This window comes from Type-C symbiont of Plautia stali, assembly GCF_059730935.1.
This window is the reverse complement of the sequence record NZ_AP035923.1, coordinates 2,778,121-2,802,228: the sequence shown is the minus strand read 5'-3', so window position 1 is coordinate 2,802,228 and position 24,108 is coordinate 2,778,121. Positions and strand designations below refer to the sequence as shown.

Sequence of the window (24,108 nt, the reverse complement as noted above, 5' to 3'; positions counted from 1 at the left end):
CAACAGTATTCACTATGGCCCTGACAGCAGCGATAAAAAGCCAGATTGCGCAATGGTATAAGGCGCTGCAGCAGCAGGTTCCTGACTTTATCCCGCGCGCGCCGCAGCGCCAGATGATCGCCGAAGTGGCGAAGAGTCTGGCTGGTGACGAGGGTCGCCATCTGGCCATTGAGGCGCCCACCGGCGTCGGCAAAACCCTGTCCTACCTGATTCCCGGCATTGCGGTCAGCCGCGCCGAAGAGAAACGTTTAGTCATCAGCACCGCCAACGTGGCGCTGCAGGATCAGATCTTCAGCAAAGATCTGCCGCTATTAAAGAAAATTATACCTGACCTCACCTTCACCGCGGCTTTTGGTCGCGGGCGCTATGTCTGTCCGCGCAACCTGACCGCGCTGGCAGCCACGGACGATCAGCAGGGCGATCTGCTGCTGTATCTCGACGAACAGGCGGTGACCGGTTCGAAAGAGGAGCAGAAATTCTGCGCGCGGCTGGAGAAAGACCTCAGCAGCTATAAGTGGGATGGCCTGCGCGATCACAGCGACGTGGCGATTGACGACAGCCTGTGGCAGCGCCTTTCCACTGATAAAGCGAACTGCCTGGCACACCACTGTCGCTGGTATCGCGAATGCCCGTTCTTTGTGGCGCGACGCGAAATCGAGCAGGCCGATGTGGTGGTGGCGAACCATGCGCTGGTGATGGCGGCAATGGAGAATGAGTCGGTGCTGCCGCCGGCCAAACACCTGATGCTGGTGCTGGATGAAGGGCATCACCTGCCGGAAGTGGCGCGGGATGCGCTGGAGATGAGCGCGGAGATCACGCCGGGCTGGAGCAGCCTGCAGCTCGATCTGTTTGTGCGGCTGGTGGAGACCATCATGGCGCAGTTCCGGCCGAAATCCCCGCCGCCGCTGAGCAATCCCGAGCGTCTGAAAGAACACTGTGATGAGATGCGCGAGCAGCTGCAGACGCTGTGCAACGCGCTCAATCCTCTGCTGCCGCGCGACAATCAGCCTGGCGAGTTTCGCTTTGTGCTCGGTGAGCTGCCGCCAGAACTGCTGACCCTGTGCGCGCGGCTGTTTAAGCTGAGTGATGCGCTGCGTGGCCTGAGCGAAGGGCTGCTCAACGAGCTGGGCGAACAGACCGGCAAGGCCGATATCATGCGGCTGCACAAAGCCATCCTGCAGCTCAATCGCCACTTCGGCTGGTTTGAATCCATCAGCAAACTGTGGCGGCTGGCGGCGATGGAAAAAGCGTCCAACGCGCCGGTGTCGAAATGGGTGACGCGTGAAATTCGTGACGGCCAGGCGCATCTGCTGTTTCACTGCGCCGGGATTCGCGTCAGCGACCAGCTGGAAAAGCTGCTGTGGCGCAAAATCCCGCACGTGGTGGTGACCTCGGCTACGCTGCGTTCGCTAAACAGCTTTAATCGCCTGCAGGAGATGTCCGGCCTGAACCAAAAGGCCGGCGACCGCTTTGTGGCGCTCGATTCGCCGTTTAACCATGTCGACCAGGGTAAGCTGGTGATTCCGCAGATGCGCTATGAGCCGCTGCTGGCCAATGAAGCGGAGCACATTGCTGAGATGGCGCGCTTCTTCCGCCAGCAAATGCAGGCGCAGCAGCACAAAGGCGTGCTGGTGCTTTTTGCCAGCGGGCGCGCGATGCAGCAGTTTGTCAGCCTGGTGCCGGAGCTGCGCCTGACGATGCTGGTGCAGGGCGATCAGCCGCGCTCGCGGCTGGTGGAATTACACCGGCAACGGGTGACGGCCGGACAAAGCAGCATTCTGGTTGGCCTGCAATCTTTTGCCGAAGGGCTCGATTTGAAAGGCGATCTGTTGTCGCAGGTGCACATCCATAAAATTGCTTTTCCGCCGGTGGACAGTCCGGTAATTTTGACCGAAGGGGAGTGGCTGAAGAGCCTCAAACGCTACCCGTTTGAAGTACAAAGTTTACCCAGCGCATCGTTTACGCTGATCCAGCAGGTCGGGCGTCTGATCCGCAGCCATCAGTGTTTTGGTGAAATCGTCATTTACGATCGCCGGCTGCTGAGCAAAACCTACGGCAGCCGCCTGCTGGCCGCGCTGCCGGTGTTTCCGATTGAACAACCGCCGGTGCCGGAAGCGGACAAACCGGCGAAGCGCAGCAAGAAATCCTGAGTATGCGGCAACAGCCGGATGCACGATTGTTGGCCGCCGGGTGACGGCGCGCCCTGGAAGCGGGAAGTATGATGGAACTGAATAAGATCATTAAAGAGATTGGCCGCGGCAAGAATCACGCACGCGATATCGACTTTGACACTGCCGTGGCGCTTTACAGCGCGATGCTGGCGGACGAGGTGCCGGATCTCGAACTGGGTGGCGTGCTGATTGCGCTGCGCATCAAAGGCGAAGGGGAAGCAGAGATGCGCGGCTTCTACCACGCGATGCAGCAGCGCATGATGCGGCTGCAGGCCCCGGCACAGCGTCCGATGCCCATCGTCATCCCCAGCTATAACGGCGCGCGTCGCCAGGGCAACCTGACGCCGCTGCTGGCGCTGCTGCTGGTGAAGCTCGGTTTTCCGGTGTTGCTGCACGGCGTCAGCGACGACCCAACCCGCGTGACCAGCGAAGCGGTGCTGGCGGCGCTGGATATTGCGCCAGTGACCAGCGCGCAACAGGCGCAGGCGAAACTCGACGCTGGCGAGCTGGCGTTCATCACCATCGATGATTTATGTGCGCCAATGGCTAAACAGCTGGCGCTGCGCTGGCGCATGGGCGTGCGTAACAGCGCGCACACGCTGGCCAAGCTGGCGACGCCGTTTGCCGAACGCGCCGCGCTGCGGCTGGCGAGCGTATCGCATCCGGAATATGTGCCGCGCGTGGGTAAATTCTTCCAGTATATCGATGCACCGGCCATTCTGCTGAACGGCACTGAAGGTGAGGTCTATGCCAATCCGCAGCGCTGCCCGGCAATTAATTATATTCGCGGTGCCGGCGCAGAAGCGGAAGTGTGGGTCGAGCGGCAGCCGGAGGTCGCGCTGGCGTTAGCAGAGAGCAAAGGCGCCCAGGATACCGCAGCGTGGATCCGTCAGGTGCTGGCCGGTGAACGCGCGGTGCCGCAGGCGCTGCGCCTGCAGCTGGCGTGCTGTCTGGTGGCGACCGGCGAAGCCGCAACGATGGCCGATGCCGAAATGCGGTTACAGCAGGCGGGGATTTAACCGGGCTGCCCGGCCGGCCATGCACGAGAAACCTGGGCGGTGACGGCGGTCACCGCAGCGGTTGCGCAGGGGGTGCACGCCTGCGCAGCTGAAGGAGCTTGCTGAGCAGCGCCATCAGCGTTTAATCAGTACGCTCTCCACCAGTTGCTGCCAGAACGTAATACCAATCGGCAGCAGCGCATCGTTGAAATCATAGTTGGCATTGTGCAGCGGGGCTGAAGGCGTGGCACCGTCAGCGCCGAGCCAGAAATAGGCGCCGGGACAGGCTTCCAGCATGCAGGCGAAATCTTCAGACGCCATCGACGGGTTAACCTGCCAGTGCACCTGCTGTTCACCCAGCAGCTGGCACGCCACGTCACGCACCTGCTCCGCCGGGGCGACATGGTTGGCGGTAACCGGATAGCCGGGATACCAGTGAATCTCGCCGCTGACGCCAAACGGGCGCGGCAGGGTGGTAACAAAATCTTCAATCAGACCGCGCACGCGATTGCGCACGTCGGTCTGCAGACATCGCACCGTACCGCGCAGCGTGATCTGCTCCGGAATGACGTTAATGGCCTCGCCACCGTGAATCTGGGTGACGCTGACCACCGCCGACGCCAGCGGTGACAGGCGGCGCGACGGGATGGTTTGCAGCGCCAGAATCAGCTCGGCGGCGACCACCATCGGGTCGGCACCGCTTTCCGGCATCGCCGCATGGCAGCTTTTGCCGTGCAGCGTAATCTCAAACGAATCCAGCGATGCCATCATCGCGCCCGGATTTACCGCCAGCGATCCCACCGGCAATCCCGGCCAGTTGTGCATCGCGTACACGGCATCCATCGGGAAGCGCTGAAACAGACCTTCCTCCACCATTTTGCGCGCACCACCAAGATTCTCTTCGGCCGGCTGAAACAGGAAATGTACCGTACCTTTGAAATTGCGCGTGGCGGCCAGCTGACAGGCTGCGGCCAGCAATATCGCGGTGTGGCCATCGTGACCACAGGCGTGCATCACGCCAGGCCGGCTCGATTTCCACTGCGGCTCGCCTTTTTCGGTAATCGGCAGGGCATCCATATCGGCGCGCAGCCCGATGACCGGACCGGGACCGTTTTCCAGCGTGCCGATCACGCCAGTGCCGGCGAGGCCGCGAAACACCTGCAGTCCGGCATCGGTCAGCACCTGGGCAACCAGCTCGCTGGTCTGCTGCTCCTGGTAACCCAGTTCAGGGTGTTGATGTAACTGACGACGCCAGGTGAGGGCGTTTTCCAGCAGAACAGCAGGCAGGCTCATAAGGTAAGGCTCCATCAGCAGCGTCAGCTGCGCAATCTCCGACGCGGGAAGTTAAGTGTCCACTGTAGTGGTAAGCGTGGGGGGCGTCTATCGTGGAAAGGAATAATTTGGCTATAGGCTATAGCGGATTGGCATAAGGGGGTGGGGGCAAGGTCGGCATGAATGCCGACCCTACACAATGCACTCTTTAGGAACAGTGTTAAGGCTTAACAGACCCACATTGCGGCATTGCTCAGCCGGGGTAACCTACCGTAGGGTGCGCATTGATGCGCACCTGGAACTACTTCAGCATCGGCAAATTGAGACCGTGCTGCTCTGCGCAGGTCTGCGCCAGCTCGTAGCCCGCATCGGCATGACGCATCACGCCGGTGGCCGGGTCGTTCCACAGTACGCGACCAAGGCGCGCATCCGCTTCAGCCGTACCGTCACAGACGATCACCACACCAGAGTGCTGCGAGAAGCCCATACCGACGCCGCCGCCGTGGTGCAGGCTCACCCAGGTGGCCCCGCCGGCGGTGTTCAGCAGCGCGTTCAGCAGCGGCCAGTCCGACACCGCATCCGAGCCATCCTTCATCGCCTCGGTTTCACGGTTAGGTGACGCCACCGAGCCGCAGTCGAGGTGGTCACGACCAATCACGATCGGCGCTTTCAGCTCGCCGTTGCGCACCATCTCATTGAATGCCAGCGCGGCTTTATGACGCTCGCCCAGCCCCAGCCAGCAAATACGCGCCGGCAGGCCCTGGAAGGCGATGCGCTCCTGCGCCATATCCAGCCAGCGGTGCAGGTTTTTGTGATCCGGGAACAGCTCTTTCAGTTTGGCGTCGGTTTTATAGATATCTTCCGCATCGCCCGAGAGCGCCACCCAGCGGAACGGGCCTTTGCCTTCGCAGAACAGCGGACGGATATACGCCGGCACAAAGCCCGGGAAATCAAAGGCGTTTTTCACCCCTTCATCCAGCGCTACCTGACGAATATTGTTGCCGTAATCCACGGTCGGCACACCCATGTGGTGGAAGTCGAGCATCGCCTGCACGTGCTGCGCCATGGAAGCGCGTGCCGCTTTCTCTACCGCTTTCGGATTGCTGACGCGCTCGGCTTCCCAGCGTGCCACGTCCCAGCCCACCGGCAGATAGCCGTTGATCGGGTCGTGCGCGGAGGTCTGATCGGTCACGATGTCAGGCTTCATGCCGCCCGCTTTCGCGCGCTGCACCAGTTCCGGGACCAGCTCGGCCGCGTTGCCCAGCAGGCCCACGGAGATCGCCTGGCCGGCTTCGGTGGCGTCTTTGATCAGCGCCAGCGCCTCATCCAGGCTGTAGGCTTTATGGTCGAGGTAGCGGGTGCGCAGACGGAAATCGATGCGCGACTCCTGGCACTCAATCGCCAGCACGCAGGCACCGGCCAGCACGCCCGCCAGCGGCTGCGCGCCGCCCATGCCGCCCAGACCGGCGGTGAGGATCCAGCGGCCGGTCAGGTCACTGTTGTAGTGCTGGCGACCGGCTTCGGCGAAGGTTTCAAAGGTGCCCTGCACGATGCCCTGCGCGCCGATATAGATCCACGAACCGGCGGTCATCTGGCCATACATCATCAGCCCGGCCTTATCGAGTTCGTGGAAGTGATCCCACGTTGCCCAGTGCGGCACCAGGTTGGAGTTGGCCAGCAGTACGCGCGGCGCATCGGCATGGGTGCGGAACACACCGACCGGCTTGCCGGACTGAATCAGCAGCGTCTCTTCCGGCTGCAGCGCACGCAGCGAGCGCAGAATCTGCTCAAAGCACGCCCAGTTGCGCGCGGCTTTGCCGATTCCGCCATACACCACCAGATCCTCCGGGCGTTCGGCCACGTTAGGATCGAGGTTGTTCTGAATCATGCGGTATGCCGCTTCAATCAGCCAGTTGGCGCAGTGCAGTTCATTACCGCGCGGCGCACGGATTTCACGGGCAACAGCCTGAGTCAAAGTTTCGCTCATCATCGGTTCCTTAATTAGCAGTAGAACGCTGGCTTGGCAGCAGCGCAGTAAGGGTTTCAGGCCAGACGTAACTGCTGGCCCACAGGCGCATGGCATCAATGTCCGGCGCCAGTAAACGGTCCTGATCGAGGAAGGCGACCTGCGCACGAATGCGGCTCATCTCCTGTTCGATCGCGGCAGAGCTTTGCAGCGGGCGGTGGAAGTCGATGCCCTGCGCCGCCGCCATCGCTTCAATGCCGACCACGGCAGCAGTGTTGAAGCACATCTCGCCCAGGCGGCGTGCCGCGTAGGTGGCCATCGATACGTGATCTTCCTGATTGGCTGAGGTCGGCAGGCTGTCGACGCTGCCCGGGTGTGCCAGCGATTTGTTCTCCGAGGCCAGCGCGGCAGCGGTAACCTGCGCAATCATGAAGCCCGAGTTCACACCGCCGTCGCGTACCAGGAAGGGCGGCAGGCCGGAGAGGCCGGTGTCGAGCAGCAGCGCCAGTCGGCGTTCGGAGATGGCACCGACTTCGGCAATCGCCAGCGCGATGATGTCGGCGGCAAAGGCCACCGGCTCGGCGTGGAAGTTACCGCCGGAGATCACGTCGCCGCTGTCGCTGAAGACCAGCGGGTTGTCAGAAGCGGCGTTGGCTTCAATCTGCAGCACGCGCGCGGCGTGGCTGAGATTATCGAGACAGGCGCCCATCACCTGCGGCACGCAGCGAATCGAATAGGGATCCTGCACGCGTCCGCAGTTGCTGTGCGAACTGAGAATTTCGCTGCCTTCGAGCAGCGTCGCCACTGCAGCGGCGACGGCAATCTGCCCGCGCTGGCCGCGCGCCTGATGGATGCGCGCATCAAACGGTTTAACCGAGCCTTTAATTGCTTCCAGCGACAGCGCGCCAGCCATCAGCCCGGCGGCAAACAGATTTTCGGCTTCAAACAGACCACGCAGCGCCAGCGCGGTAGAGACCTGGGTGCCGTTGAGCAACGCCAGACCCTCTTTTGGCCCCAGCACAATCGGCTGCAGGCCGACGCGGGCCAGGCCTTCGCTGGCGGGTACCAGCTGGCCGTCAATGCGCGCCTGGCCTTCACCGAGCAGCATCAGGGAGAGGTGCGCCAGCGGCGCCAGATCGCCGGACGCGCCAACCGATCCCTTCGCCGGGATGCACGGCATCACGCCGGCGTTGAACAGCGCCAGCAGCGCGTCAATCAGTTCCATGCGGATGCCCGAGTGGCCGCGTGCCAGGCTGATGATTTTGCTGGCGACCACCAGGCGGGTGACGTTGTCCGGCAGCAGATCGCCGAGGCCGACGCTGTGAGACAGCACCAGGTTACGCTGCAGTTCCGCCAGGCGTTCGGCGGGGATCTGCGTCTGCGCCAGCTTGCCGAAGCCGGTGTTGATGCCGTACACCACTTTGCCCGAGGCGACGATGGCCTCGACGGTTTCACGTGCGCGGTCAATATCCGCCCGCGCTTCCTCTGCCAGCTGCAGCGTCACCTTTTCCTGATAAATACGGCGTAAGGTGGCGAGGTCCACTTCACCGGGAACGAGGCGAATTGCCTGAACCGAACCTGACATAGTCTACTCCTGTCTATACAAGTGATCTGCCACGTTGTGGCGGAGCGCAAGTTGCGATGGCATCCGCCAGGGGCGCTATAAGTGTTGTGAGTGAAGCATAAGTGTCTAATCTTGTCTATACAAGTAGCAAGTGCTGTGCCAGATTGATCGTATTCTGTGAAACGTGCCGCAATGCGGGCGCGGCAACCTCCAGCCTGCTACGCTGCACCAAAAGCGGGCGGCAGCTGCACCACGCGGGCAGGCTTTGCACCATTGGATGTATATACATTTAGGCGGCGAGACAGTAAACTTCACATATCATTTGGAAAAGGAACAGGAAATGGCGGAGCAAACGGCAATCGCACAGCTGGCGGCAGCGATGGGGGATGAACCCGCGCCCATTTACCAGCGCGTTAAGCAGGCAATCGTCAGCCAGATCCGCGAAGGTCACTGGAAAGCCAACCAGCGGGTGCCGTCGGAGAGCGAGCTGGTCAATGAACTGGGCGTCAGCCGCATGACCATCAACCGCGCGCTGCGGGAGCTCACCAGCGAAGGGTTTCTGGTGCGCATGCAGGGCGTCGGGACCTTTGTTGCGGAGATGAAGGGCTACACCGCAATGCTGGAAGTGCATAACATCGCCGATGAAATTGCCCAGCGCGGCCATACGCACAGCTGCAAAATTCTCTCGATAGGTCAGATGAAGGCCGATCCGGAACAGGCGGCGGTGCTGGGACTCTCCACCGGCCAGACGCTGTATCATTCGCTGATCGTGCACTACGAAAATGAGCTGCCGGTGCAGCTGGAAGATCGTCTGGTCAATCCGCTGGTCGCACCTGACTACCTCAGCCAGGATTACCACAGCCTGACGCCGTACACCTATCTGATGCGCGTCGCCCCGCTGACTGCCGGTGAGCATATCGTTGAAGCGGTACTGCCGGATTTGCGCCAGCGTAAGCACCTGGCGCTGGACGAGCACGAGCCGTGCCTGCTTATCCGCCGCCAGACGTGGAGCGACAACAAAATCGTTACCTATGCGCGCCTGCTCTATCCAGGCTCACGCTACAAATTGCTGGGCCGCTTCAGGGGACACGGCTAAGCGCGATAAACAGCAGGCTGGCCTCTGCCGTTTGCGGCACCAGCTGCTGCTGCTCCTGCAGCCACCACATTCCCTGCTGCGCCTGCAGCGTCTCGCCCGCACTGCTGCGCCATGTACCGGCCAGCACATACGCCACGCCATGCAGGCTGCTGACCGCCAGCTGCTCCACGCTTACCGCCGCGCGCCATGCGTCGCGCCGCGTCATGATATTGAAGTCCTGACAGCTGCCGCTGACCTGCGCCTCTATCGCCCATTCGCCGGGAAAGGCCCACGGCTGATGGGGCAGCAACGGCTGTTCGGCCTGTTCACAGCGCAGCAGCACGCTATCGCCGTGCAGTAAAGTGATCACCCGATCGACGCCGGGGAAGGGCGAGAACGGCCCGTCGGCGTCAATAGTGGCAATGCTGGCGCGCCACTGGAACTCTGCTGCGCCCGGCGGATAGCTGATAATTTCGCGCGTCTCCCCGCCGCCGTTGCGCCAGCGGCTGACCGGCAGCTGCGCGTAGTCAAAGCGCGCGTTCATTGCAGCGCCCGCATCGCCCGGGCAAAGCCAGCGGCGGCCGCTTCTTCCGCCGCGTGATGGCCTTGCTGAATCACCGGCTGTCCGGCAACAAACACGTCACGAATCTGCTGGCTGCTGCCGGCAAACAGCCAGCGATTGAGCAGCGCGGCGGAACTGACGCTGGCCAGCAGCGCATCCTCCTCCAGCACCAGCCAGTCGGCGCGTTTGCCCACCGCCAGCTCACCGCTGGCAATGCCACAGGCCTGCGCGCCGCCCTGCGCCGCCTGCTGCCACAGCAGATCGCCGACCGAGGGTTGATCGGTTAGCGTGATGCGGTTGCGGCGACGATCGCGCAGCCGCTGGCCATACTCCAGCCAGCGCAGCTCCTCCAGCGCACTGAGCGAAACGTGGCTGTCAGAGCCAATGCCCCAGCGCCCGCCGCGCCCGATGTACTCTACCGCCGGGAAGATGCCATCGCCGAGATTGGCTTCGGTGGTGGGACACAGCCCGGCAATCGCGCCGCTGTCTGCCATGCGCGCCATCTCCTGCTGATCGAGATGGGTGGCGTGAATCAGGCACCAGCGCGCATCAACGGCAAAGCGGTTATACAGCCACGCCACCGGCCGTTCGCCGCTCCATGCCAGACTGTCATTAACCTCTTTTTCCTGCTCGGCAACGTGAATGTGCACCGGCAGATGCGTAGCGCTGGCGGCCAGCACCTCATGCATCTGGGCTTCGCTTACCGCCCGCAGCGAGTGGAAACACAGGCCGTGGTTGATCAGCGGCTGCTGCGCGCTCCACTGCGCGACACGCTGCTGCTGCTGCAGATAGGCATCGGTGTGCTGAATGAAGCGTCGCTGACCGTCGCTGGCCGGCTGCGCACCGAAGCCGCTGTAGCTGTACAGCACCGGCAGCAGCGTCTGGCCGATACCGGCGGTGTGCGCTGCCTGCATCAGCTGTTGCAGCATCGCATCGTCGGCATACGGCTGGCCGTGCGGATCGTGATGCAGATAGTGAAATTCCGCCACCTGGCTGTAGCCGCCCTTGAGCATATCAATGTAGAGATGGGTGGCGATGGCGCCGACCTGCTCAGGCGACAGGCGTTGCACCATGCGGTACATCAGATCGCGCCACGTCCAGAAGCTGTCCTGCGGATCGCCTGCCACTTCCGCCAGCCCGGCCATGGCGCGCTGGAAGGCATGGGAATGCAGGTTGGCCATCGCCGGAATCACCGGGCCGGCCAGGCGCACGGCGTCACCGGGCGTACTGTCGGCGGTAAGGGCGCGAATAAATCCCTGATCGTCGGTTGCGATCAGCACGTTTTCCTGCCAGCCGTCGGCCAGCCGTGCGCGTGGGGCAAAATAAACTGCCATGGTTGATCCTCAATGGCGGAAAGTTGTATATACATATACATACTTTGAGGCGCAGTGTAAATCGCCAGACAAAAGGGGAGTGGGATGGCAAGTAAACAGATCGACAGCCTGTGGCTGGGGGCCGATGTGGTCACCATGCGTGACGGTCGCTATAACCTGATTGAGGATGGCGCCGTGGCGGTGGATAACGGCGAGCTGGTGTGGGTCGGCCCGCGCAGTGCGTTACCGGACTTTGCCCCGCGCCGGCAGCAGCAGTTTGACGGCGGCATCATTACGCCCGGTCTGGTGGATTGCCACACGCATCTGGTGTTTGGCGGCGATCGCAGCCAGGAGTTCGAACAGCGGCTCAACGGCGTGAGCTACGCGGAGATCGCCGCGCAGGGCGGCGGCATCCTGTCGACGGTGCGCGCCACGCGCGCGGCCAGCCAGCAGCAGCTGGTCGACTCGGCACGCTGGCGGCTCGATCGCCTGCTGGCTGAGGGCGTGACCACGGTGGAGATTAAATCCGGTTACGGGCTGGATGAAGAGAGCGAGCTTACTCTGCTGCGCGCTATCCGCGAGCTGGCGCAGTCGGTGCCTGCCGATGTGCAGGCCACCTGCCTGGCGGCGCACGGCTTCCCGCCAGAGTTCAGGGATAACCCGCAGGGCTGGATTGATATTATCTGCCAGCGCCTGTTGCCGCGGGTGAAAGCGGAAGGGCTGGCGGATGCGGTCGACGCGTTTTGTGAACACCTGGCGCTGTCACCGCAGCAGGTGAGCGCGGTATTTGATGCCGCCAAAGCGCTCGGCCTGCCGGTGAAGCTGCACGCTGAACAGTTGTCGGCACTCGGCGGTGCCGCACTGGCGGCGCGCTATGGTGCGCTCTCTGCCGATCACCTCGAATATGCCACCGAACAGGATGCGCGCGCGATGGCGGAGCATGGCACGGTGGCGGTACTGCTGCCCGGAGCGTTCTATCTGCTGCGCGAGACGCAGCGTCCGCCGGTCGAACTGTTCCGCCAGCACGGCGTGCCGATGGCGCTGGCCAGCGATGCCAATCCGGGCACGTCACCGGCGCTGTCGCTGCGGCTGATGCTGAACATGGGCTGTACGCTGTTTGGCCTGACGCCGGAGGAAGCGCTGGCCGGCGTCACGCTGTGGGGCGCGAAGGCGCTTGGCCTGCAGGCCACGCACGGCTCGCTGGAGCCAGGCAAAGTAGCCAATTTTGTCCACTGGCCGCTGGCTCGCCCGGCTGAGCTGGTTTACTGGCTGGGCGGCGAACTGCCGTGCCAGGTTATCTATCGTGGAGAAGCGCAATGACCCCTTTTCATTTCACCGCCGGTAAGCTGCCGCTGCTGGTCAGTATTCCGCATGCCGGTACCCAACTGACGCCGGAGGTTGACGCCGGGCTGAGCGAGGCCGCGCGCGGCCTGCCGGATACCGACTGGCATATTCCGCTGCTGTACGACTTTGTGCGCGACCTCGGTGCCAGCGTGCTAATCGGTCACTACTCGCGCTTCGTGATCGATCTCAACCGTCCGCCGGACAACCAGCCGCTGTACAGCACGGCGACCACCGGGCTCTATCCGGAGACGCTGTTTGATGGCACGCCGACCTTCAAACCCGGCATGACGCCGGACAGCGCGGCGCGTCAGCGCTATCTGGAGACTATCTGGCAGCCCTATCATCAGCAGATTCAGCAGGAGCTGGCGCGGCTGAAAGCTGAACATGGCTATGCGCTGCTGTTTGATGCGCACTCCATCGCCTCGGTGATTCCGCGCCTGTTCGACGGCCAGCTGCCGGATCTGAACATCGGCACCAACGATGGTACCAGCTGTTCGGCGGCCAGCATCGCGGCGATTGAACAGGTGTGTGCCGCGCAAAGCGACTACAGCTGGGTGGTGAATGGACGCTTCAAAGGCGGCTACATCACGCGCGCTTACGGCCAGCCAGCGCAGGGCGTGCAGGCGGTGCAGCTGGAGCTGGCGCAGCTGAATTACATGGATGAGGCGCCGCCGTTTGCCTGGCAGCAGGATCGCGCCACGCGGTTGCAGCACGTGCTGAAGCCGCTGCTGCAGGCGTTTCTGCAGGCGGGGAAAGCCGTTTAATTGATGCGGGTCGCCATCACGGTGACCCCGTTTCTCATGTGGCGGATGTACAACCGCTGCCTCACTCCCCAATGCTGTGCAACCTCTGCCCTGAAAGTGTGCACGACGCGGTCCGCCTGACGCCGATCCCCTCCGTTTACCGTCTTTGCCGATCTGGCACAGCCCTTGCTAGCTTGTATGTACAAGTAAAGACCGCGCGGCAATGATGACTATTTATTCTGGCTGGCTCACAAAAAGCTTATGCCGACAATGATCTGCCGCAAGCTAACTTGTATATACATGAAATGTCATTTGCGCTGTATCAGCCAACAGAGACAGCCAGATTTGTTAACCACCAGGAGAAGACGTATGACACACCGTGCCCCGTTTCGCCGTTTTTGCCTTACCACGCTGTTTGCCAGCCTGATGCTGGCTGGCGTGGCTGCCGAGGCTAAAGAGTGGAAATCCATCACCATCGCTACTGAAGGCAGCTATGAGCCGTGGAACCTGACGCTGCCGGGCGGCAAGCTGGGCGGCTTCGAACCTGAACTGATGGAAGATCTCTGCAAACGCATGAGCATTCAGTGCAAGCTGGTGGTGCAGAACTGGGACGGAATGATTGCCGGACTGAACGCCGGGAAATATGACGTCATCATGGATGCGATTGTGATTACGCCGGACCGGAAAAAAGTGGTCAACTTCACCACGCCGTACGCGTCAACGCCGGCGACCTTCATCACCAGCAAAGATAATCCGCTGCTGCCGGCCGACAAGAACATCATCAAACTGCACGATGATGAAGCCGCCATTAACGCCGCCATCGCCCCGCTGAAAGCCGCGCTGAAGGGCAAAACCATCGGTATTGCGTCAGGCACCGTGTATACGCCGTTCATCGATAAATACTTCAAAGACGTGGCCGAGGTGCGCGAATACACCGCTTCAGCGGATGCGATTCTCGACCTGCAGGCGGGCCGCATCGATGCGGTGTTTGACGACGAGACCTTTGCGCAGTCAATGCTGGCGCGTAAAGAGAACAGCAACCTGACGTTCAGCGGCCCGCAGCTGGGCGGCCCGATCTGGGGTGAAGGCGAAGCGATGGGCGTGCGCATGGCCGATAACGATCTGAAAGCCAAACTCGACGCTGCCATCCATGCTGCGCTGGCGGACGGCACGGTGAAAAAGCTGAGCGAGAAGTGGTTTAAAACTGACGTAACGCCGTAAGTGAGGTGAAAGATGATGAGCCTGCTGAGTTTTGGTGCTGATGGCTGGGGTCGCCTGATTCTGAGCGCCGCCGGCACCACGCTGCTGCTGTCGCTGGCGGCGCTGATGATTGGCGCGGTGGTCGGTTCCGGTGTGGCGGCGGCGAAACTATCGCCTCAGCGCTGGCTGCGCTGGCTGGGTGAAAGCTACTCCGTGGTGTTTCGCGGCATTCCGGAACTGCTGGTGATCTACCTGTTCTACTTCGGTGGATCAGGGTTGATTACGCTGGTCGGCCAGCTGTTTGGTGCAGACGGTTTTATCGAGGCGCCGCCGTTCCTGATTGGCGCGCTGGCGATCGGGCTCATCTCCGGATCCTATCAGGGTGAAGTGTATCGCGCTGCGCGCCTGGCGCTGGCGAAGGGCGAAGTTGAAGCGGCGGTGGCCATCGGGATGCCGCGCTGGCGCATCGCCCAGCGCATCCTCGTCCCGCAGATTGTGCGTTACGCGCTGCCGGGGATGTCCAACGTCTGGCAGATGAGCCTGAAAGATTCGGCGCTGGTGTCAGTGACCGGTATCGTCGAGCTGATGCGCGCCAGCCAGGTAGCGGCCGGGTCAACGCGCGATTACTTCACCTTTTACTTGATTGGCGGTGGCTGCTATCTGCTGCTGACACTGCTGTCGAACCATGCGTTTCGCCGCGCGGAATCGCGCCTCGGCCGCGCATGGCAAAGTCGCACTGCGGCACAGCACTAAGGAGCAGCAGCATGATCGACTTCGCTTTTCTTGCCGACACTTTTCTTAAGCTGAGCGCGGCGCTGCCGGTGACGCTCGGGCTGTTTATCAGCGCCTTTGTCTGCGGCGGGCTGCTGGCGCTGGGCATTCTGGCGCTGCGCATGAGCCACTGGCGTCTGCTGAGCGGTTTTGCGCGCGGCTATATTCTGGTGTTTCGCGGCTCGCCGCTGCTGATTCAGCTGTTTCTCATCTACTACGGGCTCGGCCAGTTTGGCGTGATTCGCCACAGCTTCGTCTGGCCGTTTCTGCGCGAGCCGTTTATCTGCGCGGTGCTGGCGCTGTCGCTGTGTACCGCCGCTTACACCGCTGAGATCCTGCGCGGTGCGCTGCTGGCGGTGCCGGCAGGTCAGGTCGAAGCCGGGCTGGCCTGCGGCATGTCACGCTGGCTGCTGCTGCGCCGCATCATCGCGCCGATCATGCTGCGCTATGCGCTGCCGGCGTACTCCACCGAGGCGATTCTGCTGGTGAAATCCACCGCGCTCGCCAGCCTGGTCACGGTGTGGGATGTCACCGGCGTGGCGCAGCAGATAATCCAGCGTACCTATCGCACCATGGAGGTGTTTGTCTGCGCTGCGGCGATCTACCTGATTCTCAACTTTATTATCGTCCAGCTGTACGCGCTGTTAGAGCGCCGTCTGACCCCGGTGCACCGCGCTGAAAAAAAGCCGCTGCCCGCCGTTAAACCGCTTGCCGGAGAGTAATATGCATTCCACTTCACCAGTCACCTTGTCCGCCACTGATATCCATAAATCCTTTGGCGCTATGGAGGTGCTCAAAGGCATCTCGCTGCAGGCGCATCAGGGCGATGTTATTTCAATTCTCGGTGCCAGCGGCTCGGGCAAAAGTACCTTGCTGCGCTGCATCAATCTGCTGGAGACGCCGGATGCCGGCGTGGTGAGCGTCGGCGGCGAAACCATTGAAATGAAGCGCCACGCGCGCGGTCATCAGCTGGCGGCGAATCCTAAGCAGATTGAACGCCTGCGCTCGCGGCTGGGCATGGTGTTTCAAAGCTTCAATCTGTGGTCGCACATGACGGTGCTGCAGAACGTGATTGAAGGTCCGCACTATGTGCTGAAGCGCGACAAAAAGAGTTGTATCGCCCAGGCAGAGCAGTTGCTGGATCGCGTCGGGCTGCTTAACCGCAAGGATTTTTATCCGGCGCAGCTCTCCGGCGGCCAGCAGCAGCGTGTGGCAATTGCCCGTGCGCTGGCGATGGATCCGGAAGTGATGCTGTTTGATGAGCCAACCTCGGCGCTCGACCCGGAACTGGTCGGCGAGGTGCTCAAAGTGATGCGCAGCCTGGCGGAAGAGGGGCGCACCATGCTGGTGGTGACGCACGAGATGGGCTTCGCGCGCAACGTCTCTAATCGCGTGGTGTTTATGCATCAGGGCAACATCGATTGCGAGGGCACGCCGGAAGCGATGTTTGGCGCCAGCGGTTCATCGCGCTTTAAGCAGTTTATCTCCAGCCATCAGCGCCATCACGCGGAGCAGCCAGTATGACCGTCGTCTGGGGCGATGCGCCGCTGACCTGGCAGGCGCTGGTACAGGTAGCGCGACATAACGCCGAACTGACGCTGAGCGCCGCCGCCTGGCAGCGCATTGCGCGCGGTCGCGAGATCGTCGAACAGATCGTTGCCAGCGGCCAGATTGCCTATGGCATCAACACCGGGCTGGGGGCGCTGTGTAACATCACGCTGCCGGAAGACCAGCTCAGCCAGCTGTCACGCAATACGTTGCTGAGCCACGCCTGCGGCGTCGGTCCGCTGCTGACGCGCGAGCAGACGCGCGCCATTCTGTGTGCGGCCCTCGCCAACTACAGCCACGGCAAATCCGGCGTTTCGGTGGCGCTGGTGCAGCATCTGCTGGCGCTGCTCAATCAGCAGATCACGCCGCAGGTGCCGTCGCAGGGTTCGGTCGGTTATCTCACCCACATGGCGCATATCGGGCTGGCGCTGATTGGCGTGGGCGACGTTGAGTACCAGCAACAGGTGATGCCGGCGGAGCAGGCGCTGCGGCTGGCCGGTTTACAGCCGTATCGCCCCGGTGCCAAAGAGGGACTGAGCCTGGTCAACGGTACGCCGTGCATGACCGGGCTGAGCTGTCTGGCGCTGGACGATGCGGCGCGGCTGCTGGACTGCGCGGATGTCACCGGCGCGATGAGCTTCGAAGCGCTGCGCGGTCAGCTGGCGGCGTTTGATGCCGAGGTGATTGCGCTGAAAGCCAGCCCCGGCATGCAGCACAGCGGTCAGCGTCTGCGTGCGCTGCTGAGCGACAGCCCGCTGCTGGCGGCGAGCTGCGGCATACGCACCCAGGATGCGCTCAGCCTGCGTTCGATGCCGCAGGTGCACGGTGCCAGCCGCGATCAGTTCGCCCACGTAGCGCGTCAGGTTGAGATCGAGCTGAATGCCTGCACCGATAATCCGCTGGTGCTGGGCACGCCGGATAACTGGCGCGTGGTGTCGCAGGCCAATCCGCACGGTGAATCGGTCGCCATGGCGGCCGATCTGCTGGCAATTGCCATGGCGGAGATCGGCAGTATTGCCGAACGCCGGCTGGACCGGCTGGTCAATCCGCTGGTCAGCGGGCTGCCGCCGTTTCTGGTGGCGCAGCCGGGCGTCAACTCCGGCATGATGATCGCGCAATACGTGGCGGCTTCCCTGTGCGCGGAGAATCGTCAGCTGGCGCAGCCGGCGGTGCTGGACAATTACGTCACCTCGGGACTGCAGGAGGATCACCTCAGCCTCGGTACCGGCGCGGCGCTCAAGCTGATCAGACTGCTGAATAACCTCTGGCAGGTGCTGGCGATTGAGTACCTGCTGGCGGCGCAGGCGCTGGATTTTCACGGTGAGGCGCAGCTGGCCAGCGGCACGGGCCGGGCGCTACGCGCGCTGCGCGCTGAGGTTGCTACCTGGCAGGAGGATCGCTGGCTGGCACCGGAGATAGCCCGGGCGGTGAAGGTATTACAGACGCTGGCCTGCTAGCGGCGCGAGGTGACGCGCCGCCAGTGTCCTGATTTAACCGCGGCGCGCGTCCGGGCGCACCAGATCAAAACGCTGATCTTCGCTGATGGCGTAATAGGCGGAAGGACCGCCGGCGCGCAGAATCGGCTGCGCTTTGGCGGTCTGATAGATGCCGTTCTCCAGCAGCGCTTCATCGATGTGAATCGCCACCGCTTCGCCCAATACCAGCCAGCTCTCCAGCTCGCCTCCCTGTGCATCCTGCAGGCGAATCAGCTGCGTCAGGCGACACTCAAAGTTGACCGGGCTCTCCGCTACCATGCTGACGTTAACGTGGGAAGCGGCCAGCGGCGTCAGGCCGGCGAGGGCAAACTCGTCGTGATCGGGCGGTACTGAGGCGGAACTCTCATTCATGGCTTCTGCCAGCGGACGCGTCGCCAGGTTCCAGACGAACTCGCCGGTTTCACTGATATTCTGCACGCTGTCTTTCCAGCCGCTGCTGGCAAAACCAATGATTGGCGGATGGTAGTTAAAACAGTTAAAGAAACTATAGGGCGCCAGATTGCGCTGGCCGCTGGCGCTTTGCGAGCTGACCCAGCCAATCGGGCGCGGTCCGACGATGGCGTTGAGCGGATCGTGAGGCAGACCGTGTCCACTGCGTGGCTGATAAGTGTAACGTTGACGCATTTGCGCTCCTGATTCGTCCTGGATACTGCGTGTTCCGGCGGCGCTGGCGACTGGACGCAGTATTGCGGATGCAGTTTTAGGGAGAATAGATTTAAATTCGTTGCACTAAATTTTCCTGGCGGATTGTGCGCTGCCGCCATCCAGCGTATCTTACGCGCGCATTAATGTCCGGAGAATCTATGAACAAGCCTGCCGCTACCGCGCTCTTTCATCCGCGTAACCGCCATCAGGGCCGTTATGATTTTGCTGCCCTGACTGCCGCGCATCCGCAGCTGGCGGAAAAAGTGCGCCCCAACGGTTACGGTGAGCTGTCGGTTGATTTCGCCGATCCGCACGCGGTGCTGCTGCTGAACCAGGCGCTGCTGAAACTGTTTTATAACCTGAACTGGCAGCTGCCGGAAGACTATCTGACGCCGCCGGTACCGGGCCGCGCTGACTATATCCATGCGCTGGCGGATCTGCTGGCCAGCGATAACGGTGGCGTGCTGCCGCGCGATCTCGACGTGATGGATATTGGCTGCGGTGCCAACTGCATCTATCCGCTGATCGGTTACGCAGAGTATGGCTGGCGCTTTACCGGCACCGACATCAGCGCGGACGCCGTTAACGCCGCCAGTCAGATTGTGGCCAGCAATCCCGGCCTGCAGCGCGCCATTCGCCTGCGCCGTCAGAAGCAGGAGAGCGCGATTTTTGCTGGCGTGGTGCACAAGAACGAACGCTATCACGCGGTACTGTGTAATCCGCCGTTTCATGCCTCGGCGGCCGATGCGGCGGCCGGCAGCCAGCGTAAAGTGCGCAATCTCGGCCTGAGCAGGCAGGCGCCGCTTAACTTCGGCGGTCAGCATAACGAGCTGTGGTGCGACGGCGGTGAGCGTGCGTTTATCGGCCGGATGATCGATGAAAGCGTCGCGTTAGGCGATCGCATCGTCTGGTTTACCTCGCTGGTGTCGCGCAAAGAGCATCTGCCCGAGCTGCGCGATCGGCTGAAGGCGCACGACGCTTATCAGGTACGCATCGTCGACATGGCGCAGGGCCAGAAGCAGAGCCGCTTTATCGCCTGGACATTTTTACCGCCCGCCACGCGCGCGCAGCGGCTGGCACGCTAAGCGCTGCTCAGGTAAAAAAAAAGCCGCTACGGGGATCCGCAGCGGCTTTGTTGTTTTTACGCCGTATTAAGAGACGTGCTGCAGGAACTCACGCAGACGGTCGCTCGGCGGGTTAGTGATCAGATCGTCCGGATTGCCATCTTCCGCGATGGTGCCTTTGTCGATAAAGATCAGGCGCGACGCTACTTTCTGTGCAAAGCCCACTTCATGGGTCACGATCACCATGGTCATGCCTTCTTCCGCCAGATCCTGCATCACTTTCAGCACTTCGTGACGCAGCTCGGGATCGAGTGCCGAGGTAGGCTCATCGAATAGCATCATCTTCGGCTTCACCGCCAGCGCACGGGCAATCGCCACGCGCTGCTGCTGGCCGCCGGACAGCTCAGAAGGGAAGTGGTGCGCGCGCTCGGCGAGGCCGACCTTGCCCAGCAGCTCACGCGCCAGTTTGTGTGCGGCGTCTTTCTTCGCCCCGCGCACGCGGATCGGACCAAAGGCCACGTTGTCCAGCGCGCTCATCTGCGGGAACAGATGGAACTGCTGGAACACCATACCGGCTTCCTGACGGATCAGGCGTTCATCCACTTTCGGATCGTTAACCTTCATGCCATCGACAATCAGTTCGCCGCTGCTGATCTCTTCCAGCTTGTTGATGCAGCGCAGCAGGGTAGATTTACCGGAGCCAGACGGCCCGATGATCACCACCACTTCACCCTGATTAATTTTCAGGTTGATGTCGTGCAGTACCTGAGTCTGGCCGAAGTTTTTCGAGACGTTTTTAAATTCAATCACAGGATTTTCACCCTTTTCTCAATACGGCGCAGCACAAAGCTCAACACCAGCGTAATAACCAGGTAAATGATGGCAACGGCGCTCCAGATCTCCAGCGCGCGGAAGTTACCGGCGATGATCTCCTGGCCCTGACGGGTCAGTTCCGCCACGCCAATCACGATGAACAGCGAGGTGTCTTTGATGCTGACGATCCACTGGTTACCCAGCGGCGGCAGCATGCGGCGCAGCGCCAGCGGCATGATCACGTAGCGCAGCGTTTCGCGGCGCGACAGGCCAAGCGCCAGGCCGGCTTCACGGAAACCTTTGTTGATCGACAGCACCGCACCGCGGGTAATTTCCGCAATGTAGGCACCGGAGTTGATCATGATGGTCACGACGGCGGCGGTGAACGGGTCGATGCGCAGGTCCGGGAAGGCCATCGGCAGGGCGAAGTAGATGAACATCACCTGCACCACGATCGGCGTGCCGCGAATCAGTTCAATGAACACTAACGCGATGTTGTTGGTGATCCAGCCGCCGTAGGCGCGGGCGAAACCGGCTACGAGGCCGATAACCAGGCCGCCAATCAGGCCGAGGATCGAGATAAGCAGGGTCATTTTGGCGCCTTCGATCAGGATCGGTAAGGCGGGCCAGATGACGCTCCAGTCAAACTCCATGGTGTGACTCCAGAATCTGTTGCAGTGGAAATGTAAAAAGCAGGGAGAACAAAGCTCCCTGCTGATAAAAAGGCGTCAGGCCTGAATTATTTAGGTTCGCTGCCGAACCATTTTTTATAGATAGTGTTGTAGGTACCGTTGTCGTGCAGGGTTTTCAGCGCGCCATTCACTTTCTCACGCAGGTCGTCGCTGCCTTTCGGGAAAGCGATGCCATACTGCTGCGCTTCGATGGAGTCACCGACGGCTTTGAAACGGCCTTTGCCAGCGGTGTGGATGAAGTACAGGATGTTTGGCGTGTCGTGCAGCACGGCGTCAGCACGGTTGGTGCCTAACTCCATGTACGCGTTATCGATGTTCGGGAACTGGCGCAGGTCTTTAGTTTTGATATGCGCTTTGGCGTAATCCACCGAACCGGTGCCGCTTTTCACTGCGACCACTTTACCGTTCAGATCGTCGATGCCTTTGATGTCGTTTTCGTTGTTACGCACCATCACCAGCAGGCCGCTTTTGTAGTAGCCGTCAGAGAATTCGATGGCTTTTTTACGTTCTTCGGTAATGGTGATGCCGGCCAACGCCAGGTCAACGTTTTTGGTTTGCAGCGCCGGAATGATGCCGCTGAAATCCATCGGCTTCAGGGTGTAATCCAGCTTCAGCTGTTTAGCGATAGCGTCCCACAGGTCGATATCGAAGCCGACGTACTTGTCGCCCTGTTTAAATTCAAACGGAACGAAGGCGGTGTCGGTAGCGACTACCAGTTTTTTGTCTGCTGCAGTGGAGGAAAGCGAGAAGGCCAGCGCCAGCGCGGCCACGGAGACTTTAATCAACGACTTCATCATTTTTTTCCTTATTACCCGTCAGGCCTGGTGGCCTGATGTACGGCTCATCATATGAAAAAATTATGCCAACTTTTCTCAAACGCGGAAATCAACAGATTGCCGGGGCAGGCTGACACGATTCTGCACGCCGGGAAAAGTTTGCACCATAATGAATCACCAAAATGGTGCATTGTGCTGTGGTGGTGCAGGCACAGTGTGCATCAGAGTGATAATAAGGGAAAGAAAGGATTAAGGAATTGTTAACGGCGTCAAAAAAGCCGGGCGGGTAGCAGGCATAAAAAAGGCGGGATAACCCGCCTGTTTGAGCATTACTCGATATTTGATTCGATAAACCACAGGAACTTATCAAGGTCGCGCGATGCGGCAGTAAAGATATCAGCCGTATCTTCGTCTTTCACTTCACTGATGGCTTTACGCGTATCGTTAGCCACGACGGCGTAACGATCGGCCAGCGCTTTCAGGTGATCCTGTACGCTGTGAATATTCAGCGGATAGCTTTTCAGCGGTGACTTGTCGTTAACCACCTGCGTGGTGCCCAGCGCAACGCCGCCCAGCTGTACCACACGTTCTGCAATGGTGTCCTGGTGATCGGTAATCGCGGTACGGAAGCCATCCAGCATTTCATGTACGCCAATGAAGTTCGCGCCACGCATGTTCCAGTGCGCCTGCTTGGTGATCAGCGACAGGTCAATAAATTCCACGACCAGACGGTTGAGCACCTCGATGGTAGCTTTCTTCTCGCTATCAGCCACGTCATTGCGGGTATAAATCAGATCGGAAGATTTTGTTTTAACCAGTTTTGCGGTACTCATCATTAATGTCCTCTTATTGATGGTTGTCCTAATCAAGCACGGGAATAAGTATAGCAGCAGTTTTTCGCTCTGCAGGATTGATTAAATCAATGACAGGAATAGCTAAAGCTTAATGTTAAGCCGCGAAAATAGCGGTTTTATTAAAATTGATTGAAATCAGATGGTTATGGTGTGTGTTAATTATTTTTCTATCATGTTGCAAAATAATAACAGCTTACCGTGTGGCTATTTAAGAAATGATAATGAGAATGTGTCTATATACAGCCGGTTAAATAACCGGCTGACCTGTACGGCTTATTGCGGCGTGTTGATATCCACTTCATTTATATGTGCCGCTTTCTGTTTCATGGTGAGCGTCGAGCCGGCAGACGCGGCGATGATCGCCAGCAGCGCCAGCCATTGCTGTAGCGTCAGCAGCTCGCCGAGGAACAGCATGCCGGAGAGCGCCGCCATCGCCGGTTCCAGACTCATCAGCGTACCGAAAATGCGCGCCGGCAGACGCGTCAGCGCCATCATTTCCAGCGAGTACGGAATGGCGCTGGAGAGCAGGGCGATGAGCAACGCCAGCGGCAGAATTTCCCACTGCCAGATACCGGGCGCGGCAAAGGTCAGACCGAGCGGCACAAAAATCACTGAGGCGATCAGCGAGCCCATTGCCACCGTGGCCGGGCCGTGTTCGGCGCCTGCCCGCTGGCCCGCCAGAATATAGACCGCCCAGCAGGCGCCGGCACCCACCGCCAGCAGCGCGCCGGTGGGATCGATATGGCTGAGGCCATGACCAATCGGCAGCAGGAACCACAGGCCGGTGACCGCCAGCAGCACCCAGAGAAAATCCAGCGGACGGCGTGCGCCGGCCAGCGCCAGCGTCAGCGGGCCGAGAAACTCCAGCCCCACCGCCACACCCAGCGGCACGGTGCGGATCGAGAGATAGAACAGGTAATTCATGCAGCCCAGCGCCAGTCCATACATCAGCAGCGGCTTGCGCTGCTTTGCACTGAAGCGCAGGCGCCAGGGTTTGAAAATCGCGCACAGGATGAGCGTGCCCAGTCCCAGACGCAGCGCGGTAATGCCAGGCGCACCGACGGTGGGAAATAGCGATTTCGCCAGCGATGCGCCGCCCTGCAGCGACAGCATGGCGATCAGTAATACGGCAACCGGCAGCACTACCGGCGCCAGTTTGGGGTGGGAAAGAGGTGCAGACATCCTGTGATCAATTCCTGTGATGATGAATAACCAGGCAACGGGCAGCCAGTGTAAAGCAA

At 60.9% G+C, this 24,108-nt stretch carries 22 protein-coding genes; 11 read left to right on the top strand and 11 right to left on the bottom strand.

The window, feature by feature from the left end:
* The first annotated feature begins 14 nt into the window (after positions 1-14).
* Together dinG and ybiB are read left to right on the top strand one after the other, a co-directional pair.
* Positions 15-2,150: an ATP-dependent DNA helicase DinG gene (gene dinG, locus AC6I7J_RS13205; RefSeq protein WP_498005899.1), complete on the top strand. Its 2,136-nt coding sequence runs from the start codon at positions 15-17 to the stop codon at positions 2,148-2,150.
* Positions 2,151-2,221: 71 nt separating this feature from the next.
* Positions 2,222-3,190, top strand: a complete 969-nt coding sequence (gene ybiB, locus AC6I7J_RS13200) for a DNA-binding protein YbiB (protein WP_498007232.1) — start codon at positions 2,222-2,224, stop codon at positions 3,188-3,190.
* Between the two features lie 114 nt (positions 3,191-3,304).
* Here ybiB and AC6I7J_RS13195 read toward each other — a convergent pair whose 3' ends face one another.
* The 3 genes from AC6I7J_RS13195 to hutH form a co-directional block, all read right to left on the bottom strand.
* Positions 3,305-4,462, bottom strand: coding sequence for a M20 aminoacylase family protein (locus AC6I7J_RS13195; RefSeq protein ID WP_021508439.1), 1,158 nt, complete (start codon positions 4,460-4,462; stop codon positions 3,305-3,307).
* A gap of 280 nt (positions 4,463-4,742) precedes the next feature.
* Positions 4,743-6,428, bottom strand: a complete 1,686-nt coding sequence (hutU, locus tag AC6I7J_RS13190; protein WP_498007231.1) for a urocanate hydratase — start codon at positions 6,426-6,428, stop codon at positions 4,743-4,745.
* A gap of 10 nt (positions 6,429-6,438) precedes the next feature.
* Positions 6,439-7,992, bottom strand: a complete 1,554-nt coding sequence (gene hutH, locus AC6I7J_RS13185; RefSeq protein ID WP_498005897.1) for a histidine ammonia-lyase — start codon at positions 7,990-7,992, stop codon at positions 6,439-6,441.
* Between the two features lie 319 nt (positions 7,993-8,311).
* Between hutH and hutC the strand changes: the two genes are divergently transcribed.
* On the top strand, positions 8,312-9,067 hold the full coding sequence (hutC, locus tag AC6I7J_RS13180) for a histidine utilization transcriptional repressor HutC (RefSeq protein WP_021508436.1): 756 nt from the start codon (positions 8,312-8,314) through the stop codon (positions 9,065-9,067).
* Here hutC and AC6I7J_RS13175 read toward each other — a convergent pair.
* Positions 9,051-9,590, bottom strand: a complete 540-nt coding sequence (locus tag AC6I7J_RS13175; protein ID WP_394516272.1) for a HutD/Ves family protein — start codon at positions 9,588-9,590, stop codon at positions 9,051-9,053. The genes hutC and AC6I7J_RS13175 overlap by 17 nt on opposite strands.
* Positions 9,587-10,942: a formimidoylglutamate deiminase gene (locus AC6I7J_RS13170; protein WP_498005895.1), complete on the bottom strand. Its 1,356-nt coding sequence runs from the start codon at positions 10,940-10,942 to the stop codon at positions 9,587-9,589. Before AC6I7J_RS13170 ends, AC6I7J_RS13175 begins: the two co-directional genes overlap by 4 nt.
* 84 nt (positions 10,943-11,026) lie before the next feature.
* Here AC6I7J_RS13170 and hutI point away from each other — a divergent pair, with 84 nt between their 5' ends.
* The 7 genes from hutI (at position 11,027) to AC6I7J_RS13135 (ending at position 17,984) form a co-directional block, all read left to right on the top strand.
* A complete protein-coding gene (gene hutI / locus AC6I7J_RS13165; RefSeq protein ID WP_132465414.1) occupies positions 11,027-12,241 on the top strand; it encodes an imidazolonepropionase in 1,215 nt (404 codons plus the stop codon).
* Positions 12,238-13,029, top strand: a complete 792-nt coding sequence (gene hutG, locus AC6I7J_RS13160; RefSeq protein WP_275025607.1) for an N-formylglutamate deformylase — start codon at positions 12,238-12,240, stop codon at positions 13,027-13,029. Before hutI ends, hutG begins: the two co-directional genes overlap by 4 nt.
* A gap of 348 nt (positions 13,030-13,377) precedes the next feature.
* Positions 13,378-14,229 carry a transporter substrate-binding domain-containing protein gene (locus AC6I7J_RS13155; RefSeq protein ID WP_058775333.1) on the top strand — a complete coding sequence of 284 codons (852 nt, stop codon included), beginning with the start codon at positions 13,378-13,380 and terminating at the stop codon, positions 14,227-14,229.
* 12 nt (positions 14,230-14,241) lie between these two features.
* Positions 14,242-14,961: an ABC transporter permease gene (locus AC6I7J_RS13150; RefSeq protein WP_455932520.1), complete on the top strand. Its 720-nt coding sequence runs from the start codon at positions 14,242-14,244 to the stop codon at positions 14,959-14,961.
* A gap of 11 nt (positions 14,962-14,972) precedes the next feature.
* Positions 14,973-15,701, top strand: coding sequence for an ABC transporter permease (locus AC6I7J_RS13145; RefSeq protein WP_104187034.1), 729 nt, complete (start codon positions 14,973-14,975; stop codon positions 15,699-15,701).
* 1 nt (position 15,702) lies between these two features.
* Positions 15,703-16,503: an ABC transporter ATP-binding protein gene (locus tag AC6I7J_RS13140; RefSeq protein WP_498005891.1), complete on the top strand. Its 801-nt coding sequence runs from the start codon at positions 15,703-15,705 to the stop codon at positions 16,501-16,503.
* The gene (locus tag AC6I7J_RS13135; RefSeq protein WP_498005889.1) at positions 16,500-17,984 is read left to right on the top strand and encodes an HAL/PAL/TAL family ammonia-lyase; all 1,485 of its coding nucleotides are present in this window, start codon (positions 16,500-16,502) and stop codon (positions 17,982-17,984) included. The genes AC6I7J_RS13140 and AC6I7J_RS13135 overlap by 4 nt, the downstream gene beginning before the upstream one ends.
* 33 nt (positions 17,985-18,017) lie before the next feature.
* Here the strand turns inward: AC6I7J_RS13135 and AC6I7J_RS13130 are convergent, their stop codons facing one another.
* On the bottom strand, positions 18,018-18,647 hold the full coding sequence (locus tag AC6I7J_RS13130) for a flavin reductase family protein (protein WP_021508426.1): 630 nt from the start codon (positions 18,645-18,647) through the stop codon (positions 18,018-18,020).
* A 179-nt stretch (positions 18,648-18,826) separates the two neighbouring features.
* On the opposite strand from AC6I7J_RS13130, the gene rlmF reads away from it, so the two are divergent.
* The gene (rlmF, locus tag AC6I7J_RS13125) at positions 18,827-19,753 is read left to right on the top strand and encodes a 23S rRNA (adenine(1618)-N(6))-methyltransferase RlmF (RefSeq protein WP_498005887.1); all 927 of its coding nucleotides are present in this window, start codon (positions 18,827-18,829) and stop codon (positions 19,751-19,753) included.
* 66 nt (positions 19,754-19,819) lie between these two features.
* On the opposite strand, the gene glnQ is transcribed toward rlmF, so the two are convergent.
* The 5 genes from glnQ to rhtA form a co-directional block, all read right to left on the bottom strand.
* On the bottom strand, positions 19,820-20,542 hold the full coding sequence (gene glnQ, locus AC6I7J_RS13120; RefSeq protein ID WP_021508424.1) for a glutamine ABC transporter ATP-binding protein GlnQ: 723 nt from the start codon (positions 20,540-20,542) through the stop codon (positions 19,820-19,822).
* Complete coding sequence (gene glnP / locus AC6I7J_RS13115; RefSeq protein ID WP_021508423.1) at positions 20,539-21,198, bottom strand: glutamine ABC transporter permease GlnP; 660 nt, start codon at positions 21,196-21,198, stop codon at positions 20,539-20,541. The genes glnQ and glnP overlap by 4 nt, the downstream gene beginning before the upstream one ends.
* An 86-nt stretch (positions 21,199-21,284) precedes the next feature.
* Entirely contained in the window at positions 21,285-22,031 is a 747-nt protein-coding gene (glnH, locus tag AC6I7J_RS13110) for a glutamine ABC transporter substrate-binding protein GlnH (protein WP_021508422.1), read from the bottom strand.
* Positions 22,032-22,342: 311 nt separating this feature from the next.
* A complete protein-coding gene (gene dps, locus AC6I7J_RS13105) occupies positions 22,343-22,846 on the bottom strand; it encodes a DNA starvation/stationary phase protection protein Dps (protein WP_021508421.1) in 504 nt (167 codons plus the stop codon).
* Positions 22,847-23,140: 294 nt separating this feature from the next.
* A complete protein-coding gene (gene rhtA / locus AC6I7J_RS13100) occupies positions 23,141-24,049 on the bottom strand; it encodes a threonine/homoserine exporter RhtA (protein WP_031279870.1) in 909 nt (302 codons plus the stop codon).
* Positions 24,050-24,108 lie beyond the last annotated feature (59 nt).